This is a genomic window from Neobacillus sp. FSL H8-0543 (assembly GCF_038592905.1).
Lineage (GTDB): Bacteria > Bacillota > Bacilli > Bacillales > Cytobacillaceae > Neobacillus.
Genome location: NZ_CP151943.1, coordinates 404169 through 417413, shown reverse-complemented (window position 1 = coordinate 417413; position 13245 = coordinate 404169). Strand labels below are relative to the sequence as shown.

General features: G+C 36.2%; 14 protein-coding genes. 8 read left to right on the top strand and 6 right to left on the bottom strand.

What is annotated here, in order from left to right; genetic code table 11:
- Positions 1-10 precede the first annotated feature (10 nt).
- The 5 genes from trpB (at position 11) to NSS81_RS02175 (ending at position 4409) form a co-directional block, all read left to right on the top strand.
- Complete coding sequence (trpB, locus tag NSS81_RS02195; RefSeq protein WP_342431924.1) at positions 11-1216, top strand: tryptophan synthase subunit beta; 1206 nt, start codon at positions 11-13, stop codon at positions 1214-1216.
- On the top strand, positions 1213-1998 hold the full coding sequence (trpA, locus tag NSS81_RS02190) for a tryptophan synthase subunit alpha (RefSeq protein WP_342431923.1): 786 nt from the start codon (positions 1213-1215) through the stop codon (positions 1996-1998). The genes trpB and trpA overlap by 4 nt, the downstream gene beginning before the upstream one ends.
- A 177-nt stretch (positions 1999-2175) precedes the next feature.
- Positions 2176-2751, top strand: a complete 576-nt coding sequence (locus NSS81_RS02185) for a hypothetical protein (protein WP_342431922.1) — start codon at positions 2176-2178, stop codon at positions 2749-2751.
- A gap of 218 nt (positions 2752-2969) precedes the next feature.
- Positions 2970-4049 carry a tRNA 2-selenouridine(34) synthase MnmH gene (gene mnmH / locus NSS81_RS02180; RefSeq protein ID WP_342431921.1) on the top strand — a complete coding sequence of 360 codons (1080 nt, stop codon included), beginning with the start codon at positions 2970-2972 and terminating at the stop codon, positions 4047-4049.
- Between the two features lie 120 nt (positions 4050-4169).
- Positions 4170-4409 (top strand): hypothetical protein, encoded by a 240-nt coding sequence (locus NSS81_RS02175; RefSeq protein WP_342431920.1) that lies wholly within the window; start codon positions 4170-4172, stop codon positions 4407-4409.
- A gap of 139 nt (positions 4410-4548) precedes the next feature.
- On the opposite strand, the gene sda is transcribed toward NSS81_RS02175, so the two are convergent.
- Positions 4549-4680 carry a sporulation histidine kinase inhibitor Sda gene (gene sda / locus NSS81_RS02170; protein WP_342431919.1) on the bottom strand — a complete coding sequence of 44 codons (132 nt, stop codon included), beginning with the start codon at positions 4678-4680 and terminating at the stop codon, positions 4549-4551.
- A gap of 273 nt (positions 4681-4953) precedes the next feature.
- Here sda and NSS81_RS02165 point away from each other — a divergent pair, with 273 nt between their 5' ends.
- Together NSS81_RS02165 and NSS81_RS02160 are read left to right on the top strand one after the other, a co-directional pair.
- Positions 4954-5160, top strand: coding sequence for a DUF6501 family protein (locus NSS81_RS02165; protein ID WP_342431918.1), 207 nt, complete (start codon positions 4954-4956; stop codon positions 5158-5160).
- 60 nt (positions 5161-5220) lie between these two features.
- Positions 5221-5811, top strand: coding sequence for a GNAT family protein (locus NSS81_RS02160; protein WP_342431917.1), 591 nt, complete (start codon positions 5221-5223; stop codon positions 5809-5811).
- Positions 5812-5848: 37 nt separating this feature from the next.
- Here NSS81_RS02160 and yidC read toward each other — a convergent pair whose 3' ends face one another.
- From yidC to NSS81_RS02135, 5 genes are all read right to left on the bottom strand, one after another.
- The gene (gene yidC / locus NSS81_RS02155) at positions 5849-6631 is read right to left on the bottom strand and encodes a membrane protein insertase YidC (protein WP_342431916.1); all 783 of its coding nucleotides are present in this window, start codon (positions 6629-6631) and stop codon (positions 5849-5851) included.
- 17 nt (positions 6632-6648) lie between these two features.
- Positions 6649-6951, bottom strand: a complete 303-nt coding sequence (locus NSS81_RS02150; RefSeq protein ID WP_342431915.1) for a hypothetical protein — start codon at positions 6949-6951, stop codon at positions 6649-6651.
- 163 nt (positions 6952-7114) lie between these two features.
- Entirely contained in the window at positions 7115-7867 is a 753-nt protein-coding gene (gene pflA / locus NSS81_RS02145; protein WP_342431914.1) for a pyruvate formate-lyase-activating protein, read from the bottom strand.
- A 58-nt stretch (positions 7868-7925) separates the two neighbouring features.
- Positions 7926-10151, bottom strand: a complete 2226-nt coding sequence (gene pflB, locus NSS81_RS02140; RefSeq protein ID WP_342431913.1) for a formate C-acetyltransferase — start codon at positions 10149-10151, stop codon at positions 7926-7928.
- A 332-nt stretch (positions 10152-10483) separates the two neighbouring features.
- On the bottom strand, positions 10484-10936 hold the full coding sequence (locus NSS81_RS02135; RefSeq protein ID WP_342431912.1) for a cupredoxin domain-containing protein: 453 nt from the start codon (positions 10934-10936) through the stop codon (positions 10484-10486).
- 191 nt (positions 10937-11127) lie between these two features.
- On the opposite strand from NSS81_RS02135, the gene NSS81_RS02130 reads away from it, so the two are divergent.
- Complete coding sequence (locus NSS81_RS02130) at positions 11128-13203, top strand: phosphatidylglycerol lysyltransferase domain-containing protein (protein ID WP_342431911.1); 2076 nt, start codon at positions 11128-11130, stop codon at positions 13201-13203.
- The last annotated feature ends 42 nt before the right edge of the window (positions 13204-13245 follow it).

The following is a 13245-nucleotide window of genomic DNA, read 5'->3' as shown; positions in this document are numbered from 1 at the left end:
AGGACTAAGAATGACATCATATATACTGCCGAATGAAAAGGGCCATTTTGGGTTATTTGGAGGAAGATTTGTACCAGAAACACTAATGAAAGCAGTGCTTGAATTAGAAACGGCTTACACGATTGCTAAGAAGGATCCCCAGTACAATGCCGAGATTCAAAGATTATTAACCGATTATGTTGGTAGAGAGACGCCGCTATATTTAGCTGAAAACTTAACTAATCATGCAGACGGTGCAAAAATTTACCTTAAAAGAGAGGATTTAAACCATACTGGTTCACATAAAATTAACAACGCCATTGGGCAGGCACTCCTAGCAGTGAGAATGGGAAAAAGAAAAGTTGTCGCAGAAACAGGTGCAGGACAACATGGAGTGGCAACGGCCACCGTTTGTGCTTTATTAAATCTGGAATGTATTATCTTTATGGGTGAGGAAGATATCAAGCGCCAAGCATTAAATGTTTTCCGGATGGAACTGCTTGGGGCAAAAGTGGTTAGTGTCACTTCCGGCAGTGCGACCTTAAAGGATGCCGTTAACGAAGCACTTAGATATTGGGTTGAGCATGTTGATGATACTCACTATCTTTTAGGATCTGTTATGGGTCCGCACCCGTTTCCTGTTATGGTTAGAGATTTTCAAAGTGTTATAGGGAAGGAAACAAAAGAGCAATTCTTGAGGATTGAAGGAAAGCTTCCTGATGCTGTTGTTGCATGTATCGGTGGGGGGAGCAATGCAATGGGAATGTTCTATCCTTTTATTGAGGATGAACAGGTAGGGCTATATGGCGTCGAAGCCGCGGGTCAGGGGATTGAGACAGATTTCCATGCTGCATCACTGACAAAAGGTCGTCCAGGCGTCCTACATGGAGCCTTGATGTATTTATTACAGAATCAAGATGGGCAAATTCAAGAAGCACACTCAATCTCAGCGGGACTTGATTATCCCGGAGTCGGCCCTGAGCATAGCCATTTAAAGGATAGCGGGCGTGCAGCATACCACTCGATAAAAGATACAGAGGCACTTGAAGCCTTCCAGCTTTTATCAAAGCTTGAAGGTATTATCCCAGCTCTTGAGAGCGCACATGCGATCGCATTTGCCGTCAAACTAGCAGCCAATATGCACAAAACGGAGCAGATAGTTGTCTGCTTATCTGGACGGGGTGATAAAGACGTAGATACAGTGAAATTAAGATTGAAAGGAGAAAGACAAATATGAATCGAATCGAAAAAACTTTTATTGAATTAAAAAAGAAAAATAGAAAAGCATTTATCCCATACATAATGGCAGGGGATGGCGGCTTGGAATGTTTAGTTGAGAGATTGGTGACTCTAGAAAAGTTTGGTGCAACGGTGATTGAAGTAGGGGTCCCCTTCTCTGATCCAGTTGCAGATGGTCCTACGATACAACGCGCAGGAATTCGAGCATTAGAGAATGGTACGACTTTAAGAGGAATTATCGCTGAGATTGCGAAAGCGAGAAAGGAGGTTAGTATCCCCATTGTCTTGATGACTTATTTAAACCCCATCTATTCCTTTGGTATTGCTGAATTTGTCCATTCGATTGAACTAGCTGGTGTGGATGGCTGTATTATTCCTGACCTTCCCATAGAAGAAGAGGAAATTATTGCCCCGAGTCTTGAGGAAGCAGGATTGGAATTAATTCGCCTTGTTACCTTAACAACTTCAATAGAGCGAATTAGGACAATATCAAATAAAGGAAAAGGCTTTTTATATACTGTTACAGTTAAGGGTATTACAGGTACGAGAAAGGATTTTGATGCTAAGGTAGGTCAATTTTTAGAAAGTGTAAAAGCTGCAAGCTCTCTGCCTGTAGTTGCTGGCTTTGGAATATCCAATGAAAGTCAAATTGTTGAATTATCCTCTCATTGTGACGGGGTAGTTGTAGGCAGTAAGATTGTTGATTTATTCAATAAAAATGATCTCAGCGGTTTAGAAAGCTTAATGTCTGTTTTAAGTCCTGCAAAAAACATATTATAATTGACAGTCTGCTCGTTTTAGGGCAGACTTTTTCTAATTTTACATATATTTAGTCAATAGTGACATTTCTGATTGTACTAGTGCCATTTGTTACAGCCAATTGGCTGTTAATTAACTATAATTTTAGAAGAATGAAGGAAATGTTTATCAAACAGTGTTAGTTAAGGATGAGGAATCATGAAGGTTTATGAAACGATTATTTCTATATTAGAAAAAAAGGGGCCTTTACCACTTCCTGTTATTTGTATGGAAGTTAACAAGATTCTTAAAATACATCAGGAGAATCCGCTTAAGCCTTCACAAATTCAATCAATAGTCACAAGGAAAAAGGACTTATTTACAGTAAAGGGTGGAAAAATATCAATACATCCTGATAAATATCCATTTTCATTAATTGCAACAATGGAAGAATACTCTGGTGCTTCCAACCAAGTGCGCGTGAATTTTATAAAAAAGAGATTTATCTTTCTAGAATGGAGAAATAAGGATAATATACAACCTTTTGCCGACTATCCGGCTAAATTCCATGGGAGCTTAGAAGATTTCAAACGAGATATTTATTCCATGAAAATTTGGGAATGGGAACCTGCGTATCGTAATGTGGAGGGTATTGTTCTTGGAGGAAAGTTCTGGTCTGTAAAATTAAGTACCAAAGGCAGGGTTTATGAAAGTGAAGGAACCGACTGTTTTCCTTTGAACTGGGCTCGGTTTTGCAAAGCGGTTGAGAAATTAACAGGTACTCCATTTCGCTAGTGTTGCTTTCTAAGACAAAATTGGCAGTAATGTTTTCTTGATAGTAACGTTTATCTCTTATATAATTAGCCTATACTTTTACTGGACATTTTTTTAAAAACAATTAGCATCGTTAACTATTTATTAATTTATTATAAACTTCCATTTTTGGAAGTTTTGTTTGTTTAAGCGGTTTTTTGCTCATTCGAACAAAGACAGCAAATTGAGGAGCGACAAATATGAGAGAACTTACAGTAGAGGAATTAGAAAATATACAAAACCCCGTTATTATTGATATCCGGTCACCTATTGAGTTTAAAGACGGTGCCATTCCGGGAGCAATTAACATCCCATTATTTTCAAATGAGGAAAGAGAAGAGATTGGTACCATTTATAAAAAAGAGGGACAAGCTATTGCAAGATGGCGAGCAATGGAATTAGTATCTCCTAAAATACCTAACCTACTCCAGCAAATTAAGGAGACTCTTACAGACAACAGTGAGCTAATTATTCATTGCTGGCGTGGCGGAATGCGCAGTAAAGCCGTTGTTACTTTTTTAGAATTTGCAGGTCTTTACGCAATGCGCTTAGTTGGCGGATATAAAGCCTACCGCCAATTTATACTTAAGCAAATTCCAACGATGATTCCTGAAAAAGCCATTGTACTGCATGGACTGACAGGGGTAGGAAAGACAGAGGTTTTAAAAAACTTAAAAAATTTAGGCTACCCAATATTGGACCTTGAAGAAATGGCTGGCCATCGTGGTTCTATTTTTGGAACAATTGGCTTAGGTGACGGACATAATCAAAAGACATTTGATTCCCTATTATATAAGGGATTGCAGGAAATTGAAGGCTTTAACTATTTGATTATGGAAGCGGAAAGTAAGCGAATTGGTAAAACCATTCAGCCTGAAGAATTAATGGTGAAGAAAATGAAGGGGATTAATCTGCACCTTCACACATCGCTTAATCATAGGGTTGATCATTTAGTCCATGAATACGTCATCCCATTTGAAAATGAGCCTTGGTACGAGAAGAAGATATCTGAGGGCATTGATAGGATACTAAGACGAATGAGGGATACTGAAATTAAAAAGCAGTTAATTCATACTTTGAAAGTGAGAAATTATCCTGAAATGATTGCTATTTTGTTGGAAAAGTATTATGATCCCCGTTACGAACACGCGCTGATGGATTATGAAGGTCAATTCATTGATATTTTTACTGATGGGATTGATGAGGCTACGGCTAAAGTAATTTCCCAAATCGAGAAATTAATGAATGAAGACCAAAAGGCATTTGAAGGAAAGGTATAATTATTTTTTTGGAAGAACAACCTGTTATTTTTAACCAAGTGAAGGAAAATTCGAAATTATTACACAAATCCCTCGCTAATTTTCGATTATAATAGAATTATAATTAATGATTAGAAAGGAATGAGGGATTGGAATATGTATCATCTCCGTTTTGTTGAGTGTGAGGAAAATGATGCTTTTATGCCTGAAGATGGTATTAATGTGTTTAGTGGCAGTGCTGCAATAAAAACATGCCTAATATGTATTAATACTGATCTTCCAAGTATGGTAAAAGAGATAGTATCTCCGTATGTAATTGCAAAAAGAATGGAATCACATTCCCCCATACAATTAACTTACTTAACAAGAAACTTTTTGTAAATACAACTATACGTTCAAACCATTGAAGACCGGAATATTTCGGCCTTTTTTTTGCACGAAAATCAGCTTGAAGGATAGGCAAAAAAATTATAACCCGCCAATCCTGTTTGGCGGGTTATAAACATTGATAGTAAAATTATTAATTTTTGATTGGTTTCAATCCACGTCTGTTTATTTCATCTCTTAATATCTTTATCCATTCCTTTTCATTACCAGACTTTAATGCATCCCGATACGAAACGACCAGCAGCTCATTACTCATAATTTTCAATATAGCATGCCTCCTTTGGGTAATGGATTAAATATTCAGTTTTTACAATTGTAATGGTTATTGCCAATTATGAAAAGACCCTATCAGAACATTTATTAAAATGATCTACATATGTGTATATTCTATGAAGTTTTATGAAAGTTATGTTTGAATATTTCGAATGTAAAAAAATGTACGGGGTCTATTTAAATGGGTAGTTGGATTTAGTTGCGCGATCTCGTTTCGATTGATTATACTAGTATGTGGACAAAAAATGAAAAGAAGAGGTGCAATATGATTCATTTAGAATGGCGTGAGCGTGAAACAATCAAAAAAATAAAATGTATTCATACCGATGCAAAAAAATATATTGTAAATAACGCATTAACCGCAGGAAAGGTCTATGATGTAAAAAATGAAACAGAGGAGTTTTATTACATTATCGATAATACCAGTAAAGTTGGCGGTTTTTATAAAGAATATTTTCAGGATGAACATTAAAATTTAGACTGTAAGGCATAAATAGCCTACAGTCTTTTTTCTAAGACAGGGGGAGAGAGGTTGAAATTTTGGGATAATCTTTTTGTCCTTGAAGGGGAAATGGTAAAATTACAGCCCATAAGTATCGAACATTTTGATGGCTTATGGGAAGCGGCAAAACCAGACGAAATATGGACATATATGGCTACGAAGGTTCGGAATCAAGCAGAAATGAAACAAATGATTCACTCGGCTATCCAAGCTCGGGATAAAGGTTCCCAGTACACTTTTACTGTCTTTAATTATGAAAATCAGATTATTGGCAGTACGAGATTTTTAGACATATCGACTGTACACAACAGTGCTGAAATTGGCTCGACTTGGTATCATCCAGATGTTTGGAGAACAAAAGTAAATACTGAATGTAAATACTTACTATTGTGCCATGCCTTTGAAAGCTGGAATTTAACTCGTGTTCAATTTAAAACGGATTCACGTAATCTACGCTCACAAAAGGCAATTGAACGTTTAGGTGCAGTGAAAGAGGGAACACTTCGGAAGGATCGAGTGATTTCAGATGGATATGTACGTGATACGGTGTTCTACAGTATCCTTCGTGACGAATGGGATAGTGTGAAGAAAGAGTTTACGAACAAGCTAAATAATATATAAAAAAGAAGCATTGGCGGCCAATGCTTCTTTTTTACTATTAATTTATAGTTACTTTGACGATGTCTGCTTTTTTACTTGGGTAAAGTCTTCTGCTCAATGCGGTTTGTAGGATTAAAAACAATCCACCTACAGCCCAATAAAGCGGCAATGCTGCAGGGGCAGACATTGAGAACATAACAATCATGAGTGGTGACAAGAGCCCCATAAACTTCATTTGCTGTTGTTGCTGGACGGGCATGCTTGATTGTGAAACCTTAAATTGAAGATAATAAATCACACCAGCGAGGATGGTAATTACTATATCTGGGTGACCTAAACTAAACCATAAAAAACGATGGGTTGCGATTTCTTCAGAGCCCCGAATGGCATAATAAAAGCCAGTTAAAATTGGCATCTGTATTAATAATGGTAAACATCCCATATTCAATGGATTCACACCATGTTTCTGATATAATCCCATCATTTCCTGCTGCAGTTCTTGTTTCTTTTTTGGATCTTTTTCTGCTTTTAATTTCTGTTGGATTTCGTCTATTTCAGGCTTTAGAACATCCATTTTACCCTTCATATCCATTTGTTTTTTGTACTGTTTTATCATTAATGGCATCAAGGCTAATCTGATAATTAGCGTAACGAAGATAATGGATAATCCATAGCTCCCGTTGAAAAGCTCAGCTAAAAAGTGGATTGAAATGATAAATGGTTCGACAAAGTAAGTATGGAAAAAACCATCGCTTTTCCCATCTGTTGCAGAACAGGCTGAAAGTAATATAGTAGAAAATGTAATAAGTAAAATTAAGAATGAAGAACGCTTTGTTTTCATATTTCCTCCTAGTTTGTTTAAATTATTCTATTGAGAACAAGGAAGGAAATTGGTTCTTCTGAATCATCAGTGGTACATTTTTTCCTGCGAATGTATTTCATGATTCTAAAAAGAATCATATTTTCATGCAGATAGTTTTTATTCTTATAAAAAAATAACGGGTGAATTATTTTTGTATTTGCTGGTTCGGACATAGAGCCGATAAAGGAATACTCTACATTCCATGCCCATAGTAATTTTACCGTTACACCGAAGAATAGCCCATAGTATAGAGCGGATAATGCATTGACATCTGTAAGTTCGATGAGCACTTGGTACAAAAATAAATCACCTCGCTTTGATTCCTAATGATTTGAGTATAAAGGAGTTAGGTTAAAGAATCAATCTAACAATACTGGAAATATCCTAGATAATTTTCCCAAAGTTATAGATTAAAAAATAGAAAAAGAATGCTTCTCCTAATGGAGTAGCATTCAATAATTTCTAGGTACTCATTACTGGTTTTTCCCAATGTGCAGTTATCATTTCGTAAGCAAATTTCACTTTTTCCTCTGTTGGAGGTTCAATATCATTTAGCTGGTATTCAAGTCCGAGCGCTTCCCATTTATAAACGCCGAGTTTATGATAAGGAAGAATTTCAACCTTATGCACATTTTTCAGTGTTCCGATAAACTCTCCTAGCTGTTTAAGGTCTTCGTGATCATCTGTCACAGTAGGGACTAGGACATGACGTACCCAAACGGGAATTTTCCGGTCGGATAAGAACTTTGCAAATTCAAGAATATGATCATTCGCCATACCTGTTAATTTAATATGCTTTTTTCGGTTGATATGCTTTAAATCTAGTAAAACTAAATCGGTATATTGGAGAACCTCTTCAAGCTGTTCAGTAAATAACTTGGAATGTGAAAAACATCCGCCTGAAGAATCAATCGTTGTATGAATTCCTTTTTTCTTACATTCCTTGAATAACTCAATAAGAAAAGGAAGTTGCAGCAATGGTTCACCGCCGCTGACTGTAATTCCCCCGCCAGAAGATTGAAGGAAGGGGAGGTAGGACAAGAAATCATCCATGATCTCGGAAACGGCCATTTGTTTACCTGACCCGATTTCCCAAGTATCGGCGTTATGACAAAACTGGCAGCGTAATAGGCAGCCTTGGGTAAAAATAACATAACGTATTCCTGGTCCGTCGACGGTACCTAATGTTTCAATTGAATGAATATTTCCGTTCATGATGATATCCCCCTAATTTTAACAGGAGCCCATAAACGGGCTCCTGGTTTAATTGTTCTTACAGTGATTCGTGGAAGGTACGGTTAATAACGTCTAATTGTTGTTCTTTTGTTAATTTGATGAAGTTAACTGCATAGCCAGAGACACGTATTGTTAATTGTGGATAAAGCTCTGGGTGTTCCATGGCATCAATTAATGTTTCTTTATTAAAGACGTTAACATTTAAATGGTGACCTGCTTTGATTGCATAACCATCTAAGATGGATACAAGGTTACGAACCTGGCTTTCTTCTTCTTTTCCTAATGCTTTAGGAACGATAGAGAAGGTATTTGAAATACCATCCATTGCATAATTATATGGCAGTTTTGCTACGGATGCTAATGATGCCAATGTTCCTTTAGTGTCACGTCCGTGCATTGGATTTGCACCAGGTGCAAACGGTTCGCCCATACGACGTCCATCAGGTGTGTTACCCGTTTTCTTACCATAAACAACGTTTGAAGTAATCGTCAAGATTGATAGTGTATGCACAGAATCTCTATAAGTTTGGTGCTTACGAAGCTTTTTCATAAAAGTCTTTAGAACTTCAACAGCAATGCTATCTACACGATCATCGTTGTTTCCGTATTTAGGGAAGTCACCTGTAATTTCAAAATCGACTGCAAGACCATTTTCATCACGGATTACTTTTACCTGACCATATTTAATTGCACTAAGTGAGTCTGCAACTACTGATAAACCAGCAATACCTGTTGCCATTGTACGAAGAATCTTTGTATCATGTAAGGCCATTTCAATTCTTTCATAGCTATATTTATCATGCATATAATGAATAACATTCAAGCTGTTAATATATAAACCTGCAAGCCATTCCATCATTTGGTCGAATTTTTGAACGACTTCATCATATTCTAGAATTTCACTAGTGATTGGTTGATATTGTGGACCAACTTGGATTTTTAATTTTTCATCCACTCCACCGTTAATGGAGTATAGAAGTGCTTTTGCAAGATTCGCACGTGCTCCAAAGAACTGCATTTGCTTTCCAATTTCCATTGCAGATACACAGCAAGCGATACCGTAATCATCACCATATTCTGGTCTCATAATGTCGTCATTTTCATATTGAATGGAGCTTGTTTTTATAGACATATTTGCACAGAATTTCTTAAAGTTCTCAGGAAGCTGTGGAGACCATAGTACAGTTAAGTTTGGTTCCGGTGCAGGTCCTAAATTGTCTAATGTGTGAAGGAAGCGGAAAGAGTTCTTTGTTACAAGGGAACGACCATCCGTTGCCATACCACCAATAGATTCGGTTACCCAAGTTGGGTCACCACTGAATAATTCATTATAATCCGGTGTTCGAGCAAATTTCACAAGACGAAGCTTCATGATGAAATGATCAACTATTTCCTGTGCTTCTACTTCAGTTAATGTACCATTTTGTAAATCTCTATCGACATAAATGTCTAAGAACGTAGATACACGGCCAAGGCTCATTGCTGCACCGTTTTGTTCCTTAATTGCTGCTAGGTAACCAAAATATACCCATTGGAATGCTTCAACAGCTGTTTTAGCAGGTTTGGAAATATCGAATCCGTGGGTTTTTGCCATTTCTTTTAGTTCATTTAATGCACGAATTTGTTCAGCAATCTCCTCACGAAGACGCATATTGTCTTCTGTCATTACCTTACTTGTATTTTTTTTATCCTTTTTCTTTTCTTCTATTAAGAAGTCCACACCATATAATGCGACACGACGATAATCGCCGATAATACGACCACGGCCATATGCATCAGGTAGACCAGTGATAATAGCAGCTTTACGAGCAAGCATCATTTCATCCGTGTAAGCATCAAATACGCCTTGGTTGTGAGTTTTACGGAATTCTGTAAAGAATCTTTCGATTTCTGGGTTTAATTCATAACCATACGCTTCACATGCTGCTTTTGCCATGCGGATTCCGCCGAAAGGCTGCATCGAGCGATTGAATGGTTTATCGGTTTGAACACCAACAATCTTTTCCAACTCTTCATTTAGATAACCAGGGCCATGTGAAGTGATAGTAGATACAGTTTCAGTATCCATGTCTAGGACGCCACCATTTTCGCGTTCCTTTTTGGTTAATTCCATTACTTGTTCCCAGAGTTTATTTGTGGCATCTGTTGCCGCTTGTAAAAAGCTATCGTCGCCCTCATATGGAGCATAATTTTTTAGAATGAAGTCGCGGACGTTTACATCGTTTGTCCATGCACCTTTAACAAAACCTTGCCATTGTTCCATGCTTTTTCACCTCATAATTTTTATGTGAAGAAATGTAACAGTTGTTATAAAATGAGTATAACAGGTTTATGTGAAATGTAGCACATGAATTTTTGGTTAATTGTTAAGATATTGTGAAGTCTTTAAAAATGCGGGGTTTTTGGTTAAATTTAGAACGAAAATTCTAACGATATAAAAAACTTTTTGTAAACTGTACTATAATTAAAAGTGTAAATGTAGTAACTGTTATATAAAAACAAACTTCAATAACAACATGTAAATAGTACAAACAATCAGGTACAATCAATAGTACCATAAAAAAGGGCAGGAGAATTATCTCCTGCCAAATATATTTAATCCACGTTAATATATGCAATCATCGGACCGTTGTGTGCTCTGTCTCCATGTACTTCACATATCAAACGGTAGGTGCCTTCTTCGGTAAATTGGAGATCTACTATTGTCTCTTCACCTTTTTTTACTGAACCTTTAATATCTGTACCTTCTATATAAAAAGGATGCTCTTCACCATTAATACCACTAATAAATAGTTTTACCTTTTCATCTTTTTCAATATTTATTGTTCCAGGATCCCAGCGGTAAGCTTCTATTTTCTTGCCGTCCTTCGTAGTTGACTTGAATTCTACCGTGACCATATGAATTTCACGCTGGTTTTCGTTTGATGCTTGATTAAATACGACTGTATCGCTTCCTTTTAGTAAAAACCAAGCTGAAATGGCAATTAGCATAAATCCTACAAATAATATGAATATAAGCGTGTCCTTTTTCATTACTAAGAATTTCATTTCGGGCCCCCCGTATAATTTGTCCTATTTCATATTTATGCTTAGTAGGTAGGAAAACTTGTCTATTTTTTATAAAAATTTTTAAACGGGGTCAAAAATGATAAAGAAGAATAATCTCTTTGTTTTTATAGTGAAATAAGAGTATATTTATTACAATATTAAAAATATTTAAATAATAGGTGGTCTTCTTGTTGGTTAGGAAAAACAAAAAATTACTAACAACAGCAAAATATATTTTCCCGCTTTTATTACTAGTTTTTGCGATTATTGAATTGAAGAAATTTATTAAGGGTATAGATATTCAGTTATTCCAGCATGAAATAAATCAATTGCATTTTGGTACATTAATTCTTATTCTTGCCTTAACATTTACAGCGGTTCTACCGATGTTGATGTATGATGTCATGCTAGTAAACATACTGGGATTGCGTCTAGTGAAGAGGGAGCTGTTAGAGCAAGCTCTTATAGCAAATTCATTTTCTAATTTATTTGGTCTAGGCGGACTAATAGGGGTGATGTTAAGGACCTATTTTTATAATAAGCATGTGCCAGTAAAAAGAAGGCTTTTAGAAGGGATTGCCTTTGTCTCCTTTTTTTATTTGACAGGTATTTCCATGCTTGCACTTATTGTTGTTATAGGGTTCCACAGTTCTCCTGTTTTCGTTCAAACAAAATGGCTTTATTTTGCCGTTCTAGCAATTTCGTTATACCTACCTGTATTTATTGGAATACATATTTATAAGGCAAAGGTCGACAAGCAAAGCTTCTTTACACTTGATGTTGGAGTAAAACTATTTTTTATTTCTGTGATGGAATGGGCGGCCATGTTTCTTGCGATACTGTTTCTTTGTGAGATATTAAATATCTCTATTTCCATCAAGGATCTATTTCCTGTGTTTGTTGTCGCGATATGTGCAGGAATAATAAGTATGATTCCAGGAGGGTTAGGCTCGTTCGATGTCGTATTGATTTGGGGAATGTTAGAACTGCGAATACCTGAAGAGAAGGTAATCGTCCTTCTATTATTTTATCGAATCGGCTATTATTTAGTGCCGTTTCTCATCAGTGTTGTCCTATTTGTAAAGAGATATTGGGATAATTGGAACGAATCGTGGAGCAATCTACCAAATACAATCATTCAGAGATTTAGTCATGTTATCTTGACTGCATTAGTCTTTCTTTCAGGGATCATTCTCCTTTTATCTGCAAGTGTCCCAGGAATCATTTCAAGACTTCGAATTGCTCAAGAGCTTGTATATTTTCCTATCATTAATCTTTCACATCAGTTAACGGTTATTGCTGGTTTCCTTTTATTAGGGTTATCACGGGGGATTGAGTACAATGTGAAACGGGCATACGAATTAACTATTATTGTCTTAATATTTGCTGCAGTTTTTTCAATTTTTAAAGGGCTGGATTATGAAGAAGCCATCTTTTTAATCCTTGTTGCTCTTCTTCTTAAATTATCTAAAGGATATTTTTACAGGGAAAGCTATGTGCTCACGTGGGGGAAGACGGCTTTTGATATTTTGTTAGTCGTAGTTATTACCTCGATGTATTTAGTCATTGGTTATTTAAATTTACCAAATGCAAAAATCGAACTGCCAGAACAACTTTTATCCTATGTTATTTTAGATTCTCGAGATTTATTCAATAGTGCGATCATTGGAATCTTTGTAGCATTTTTTATTTTTTTCTTTGGATATCTAAAAAGCAAACCGGAAAAATGGAAATTTGAAGAGACGAATTATCATGAACCAGAAATAATTAAGCATTTAAAGCGTTATCATGAAAATAATTTGTCACATTTACAATTCCTTAAAGACAAGAAAATATTTTGGAATCGTAAGAGAAACATCTTACTAACCTTTCAGCCTTACGCTGACAAATTAGTGATTTTGGGTGACCCAATTGGTGAAAGAAGTGAATTATCAAATACGATCGAGGAGTTTCAAGCACTTGCCGATTTACATGGATACACACCGGTTTTTTATCAGGTAAGTGATGAAATGCTTCCTGTTCTGCATGGAAATGGGTTTACATGTTTTCTGCTGTCCCCCTTACCAAATGGAGGTCTTTCAAAGTTTTCATTTATTAGTGAAAGAATAGCGTCTCAAATTTTTATTCAAGGACAAAATAATAAAGTGGGCGATGGATGTAATTCTGATAATTGGGAAACAAGATATTTGGGATACAGGAGGAAATCTAACTATTCATTGCCATTAATAATGGTACAAATAACCTGGTTTATGTCAATAAAAGAATGAGTGATCAAAATAAAAAGGCCAAGAGGAGAATTCTCTCATCAA

Bases quoted from the DNA above. Each gene is read 5' to 3' on its own strand.
- NSS81_RS02175 (WP_342431920.1), top strand. From the start codon at position 4,170: ATGAGGGATTGGAATATGTATCATCTCCGTTTTGTTGAGTGTGAGGAA.
- trpB (WP_342431924.1), top strand. From the start codon at position 11: ATGACATCATATATACTGCCGAATGAAAAGGGCCATTTTGGGTTATTT.
- pflB (WP_342431913.1), bottom strand. From the start codon at position 10,151: ATGGAACAATGGCAAGGTTTTGTTAAAGGTGCATGGACAAACGATGTA.
- yidC (WP_342431916.1), bottom strand. From the start codon at position 6,631: ATGAAAACAAAGCGTTCTTCATTCTTAATTTTACTTATTACATTTTCT.
- NSS81_RS02185 (WP_342431922.1), top strand. From the start codon at position 2,176: ATGAAGGTTTATGAAACGATTATTTCTATATTAGAAAAAAAGGGGCCT.
- NSS81_RS02135 (WP_342431912.1), bottom strand. From the start codon at position 10,936: ATGAAATTCTTAGTAATGAAAAAGGACACGCTTATATTCATATTATTT.
- pflA (WP_342431914.1), bottom strand. From the start codon at position 7,867: ATGAACGGAAATATTCATTCAATTGAAACATTAGGTACCGTCGACGGA.
- trpA (WP_342431923.1), top strand. From the start codon at position 1,213: ATGAATCGAATCGAAAAAACTTTTATTGAATTAAAAAAGAAAAATAGA.
- mnmH (WP_342431921.1), top strand. From the start codon at position 2,970: ATGAGAGAACTTACAGTAGAGGAATTAGAAAATATACAAAACCCCGTT.
- NSS81_RS02165 (WP_342431918.1), top strand. From the start codon at position 4,954: ATGATTCATTTAGAATGGCGTGAGCGTGAAACAATCAAAAAAATAAAA.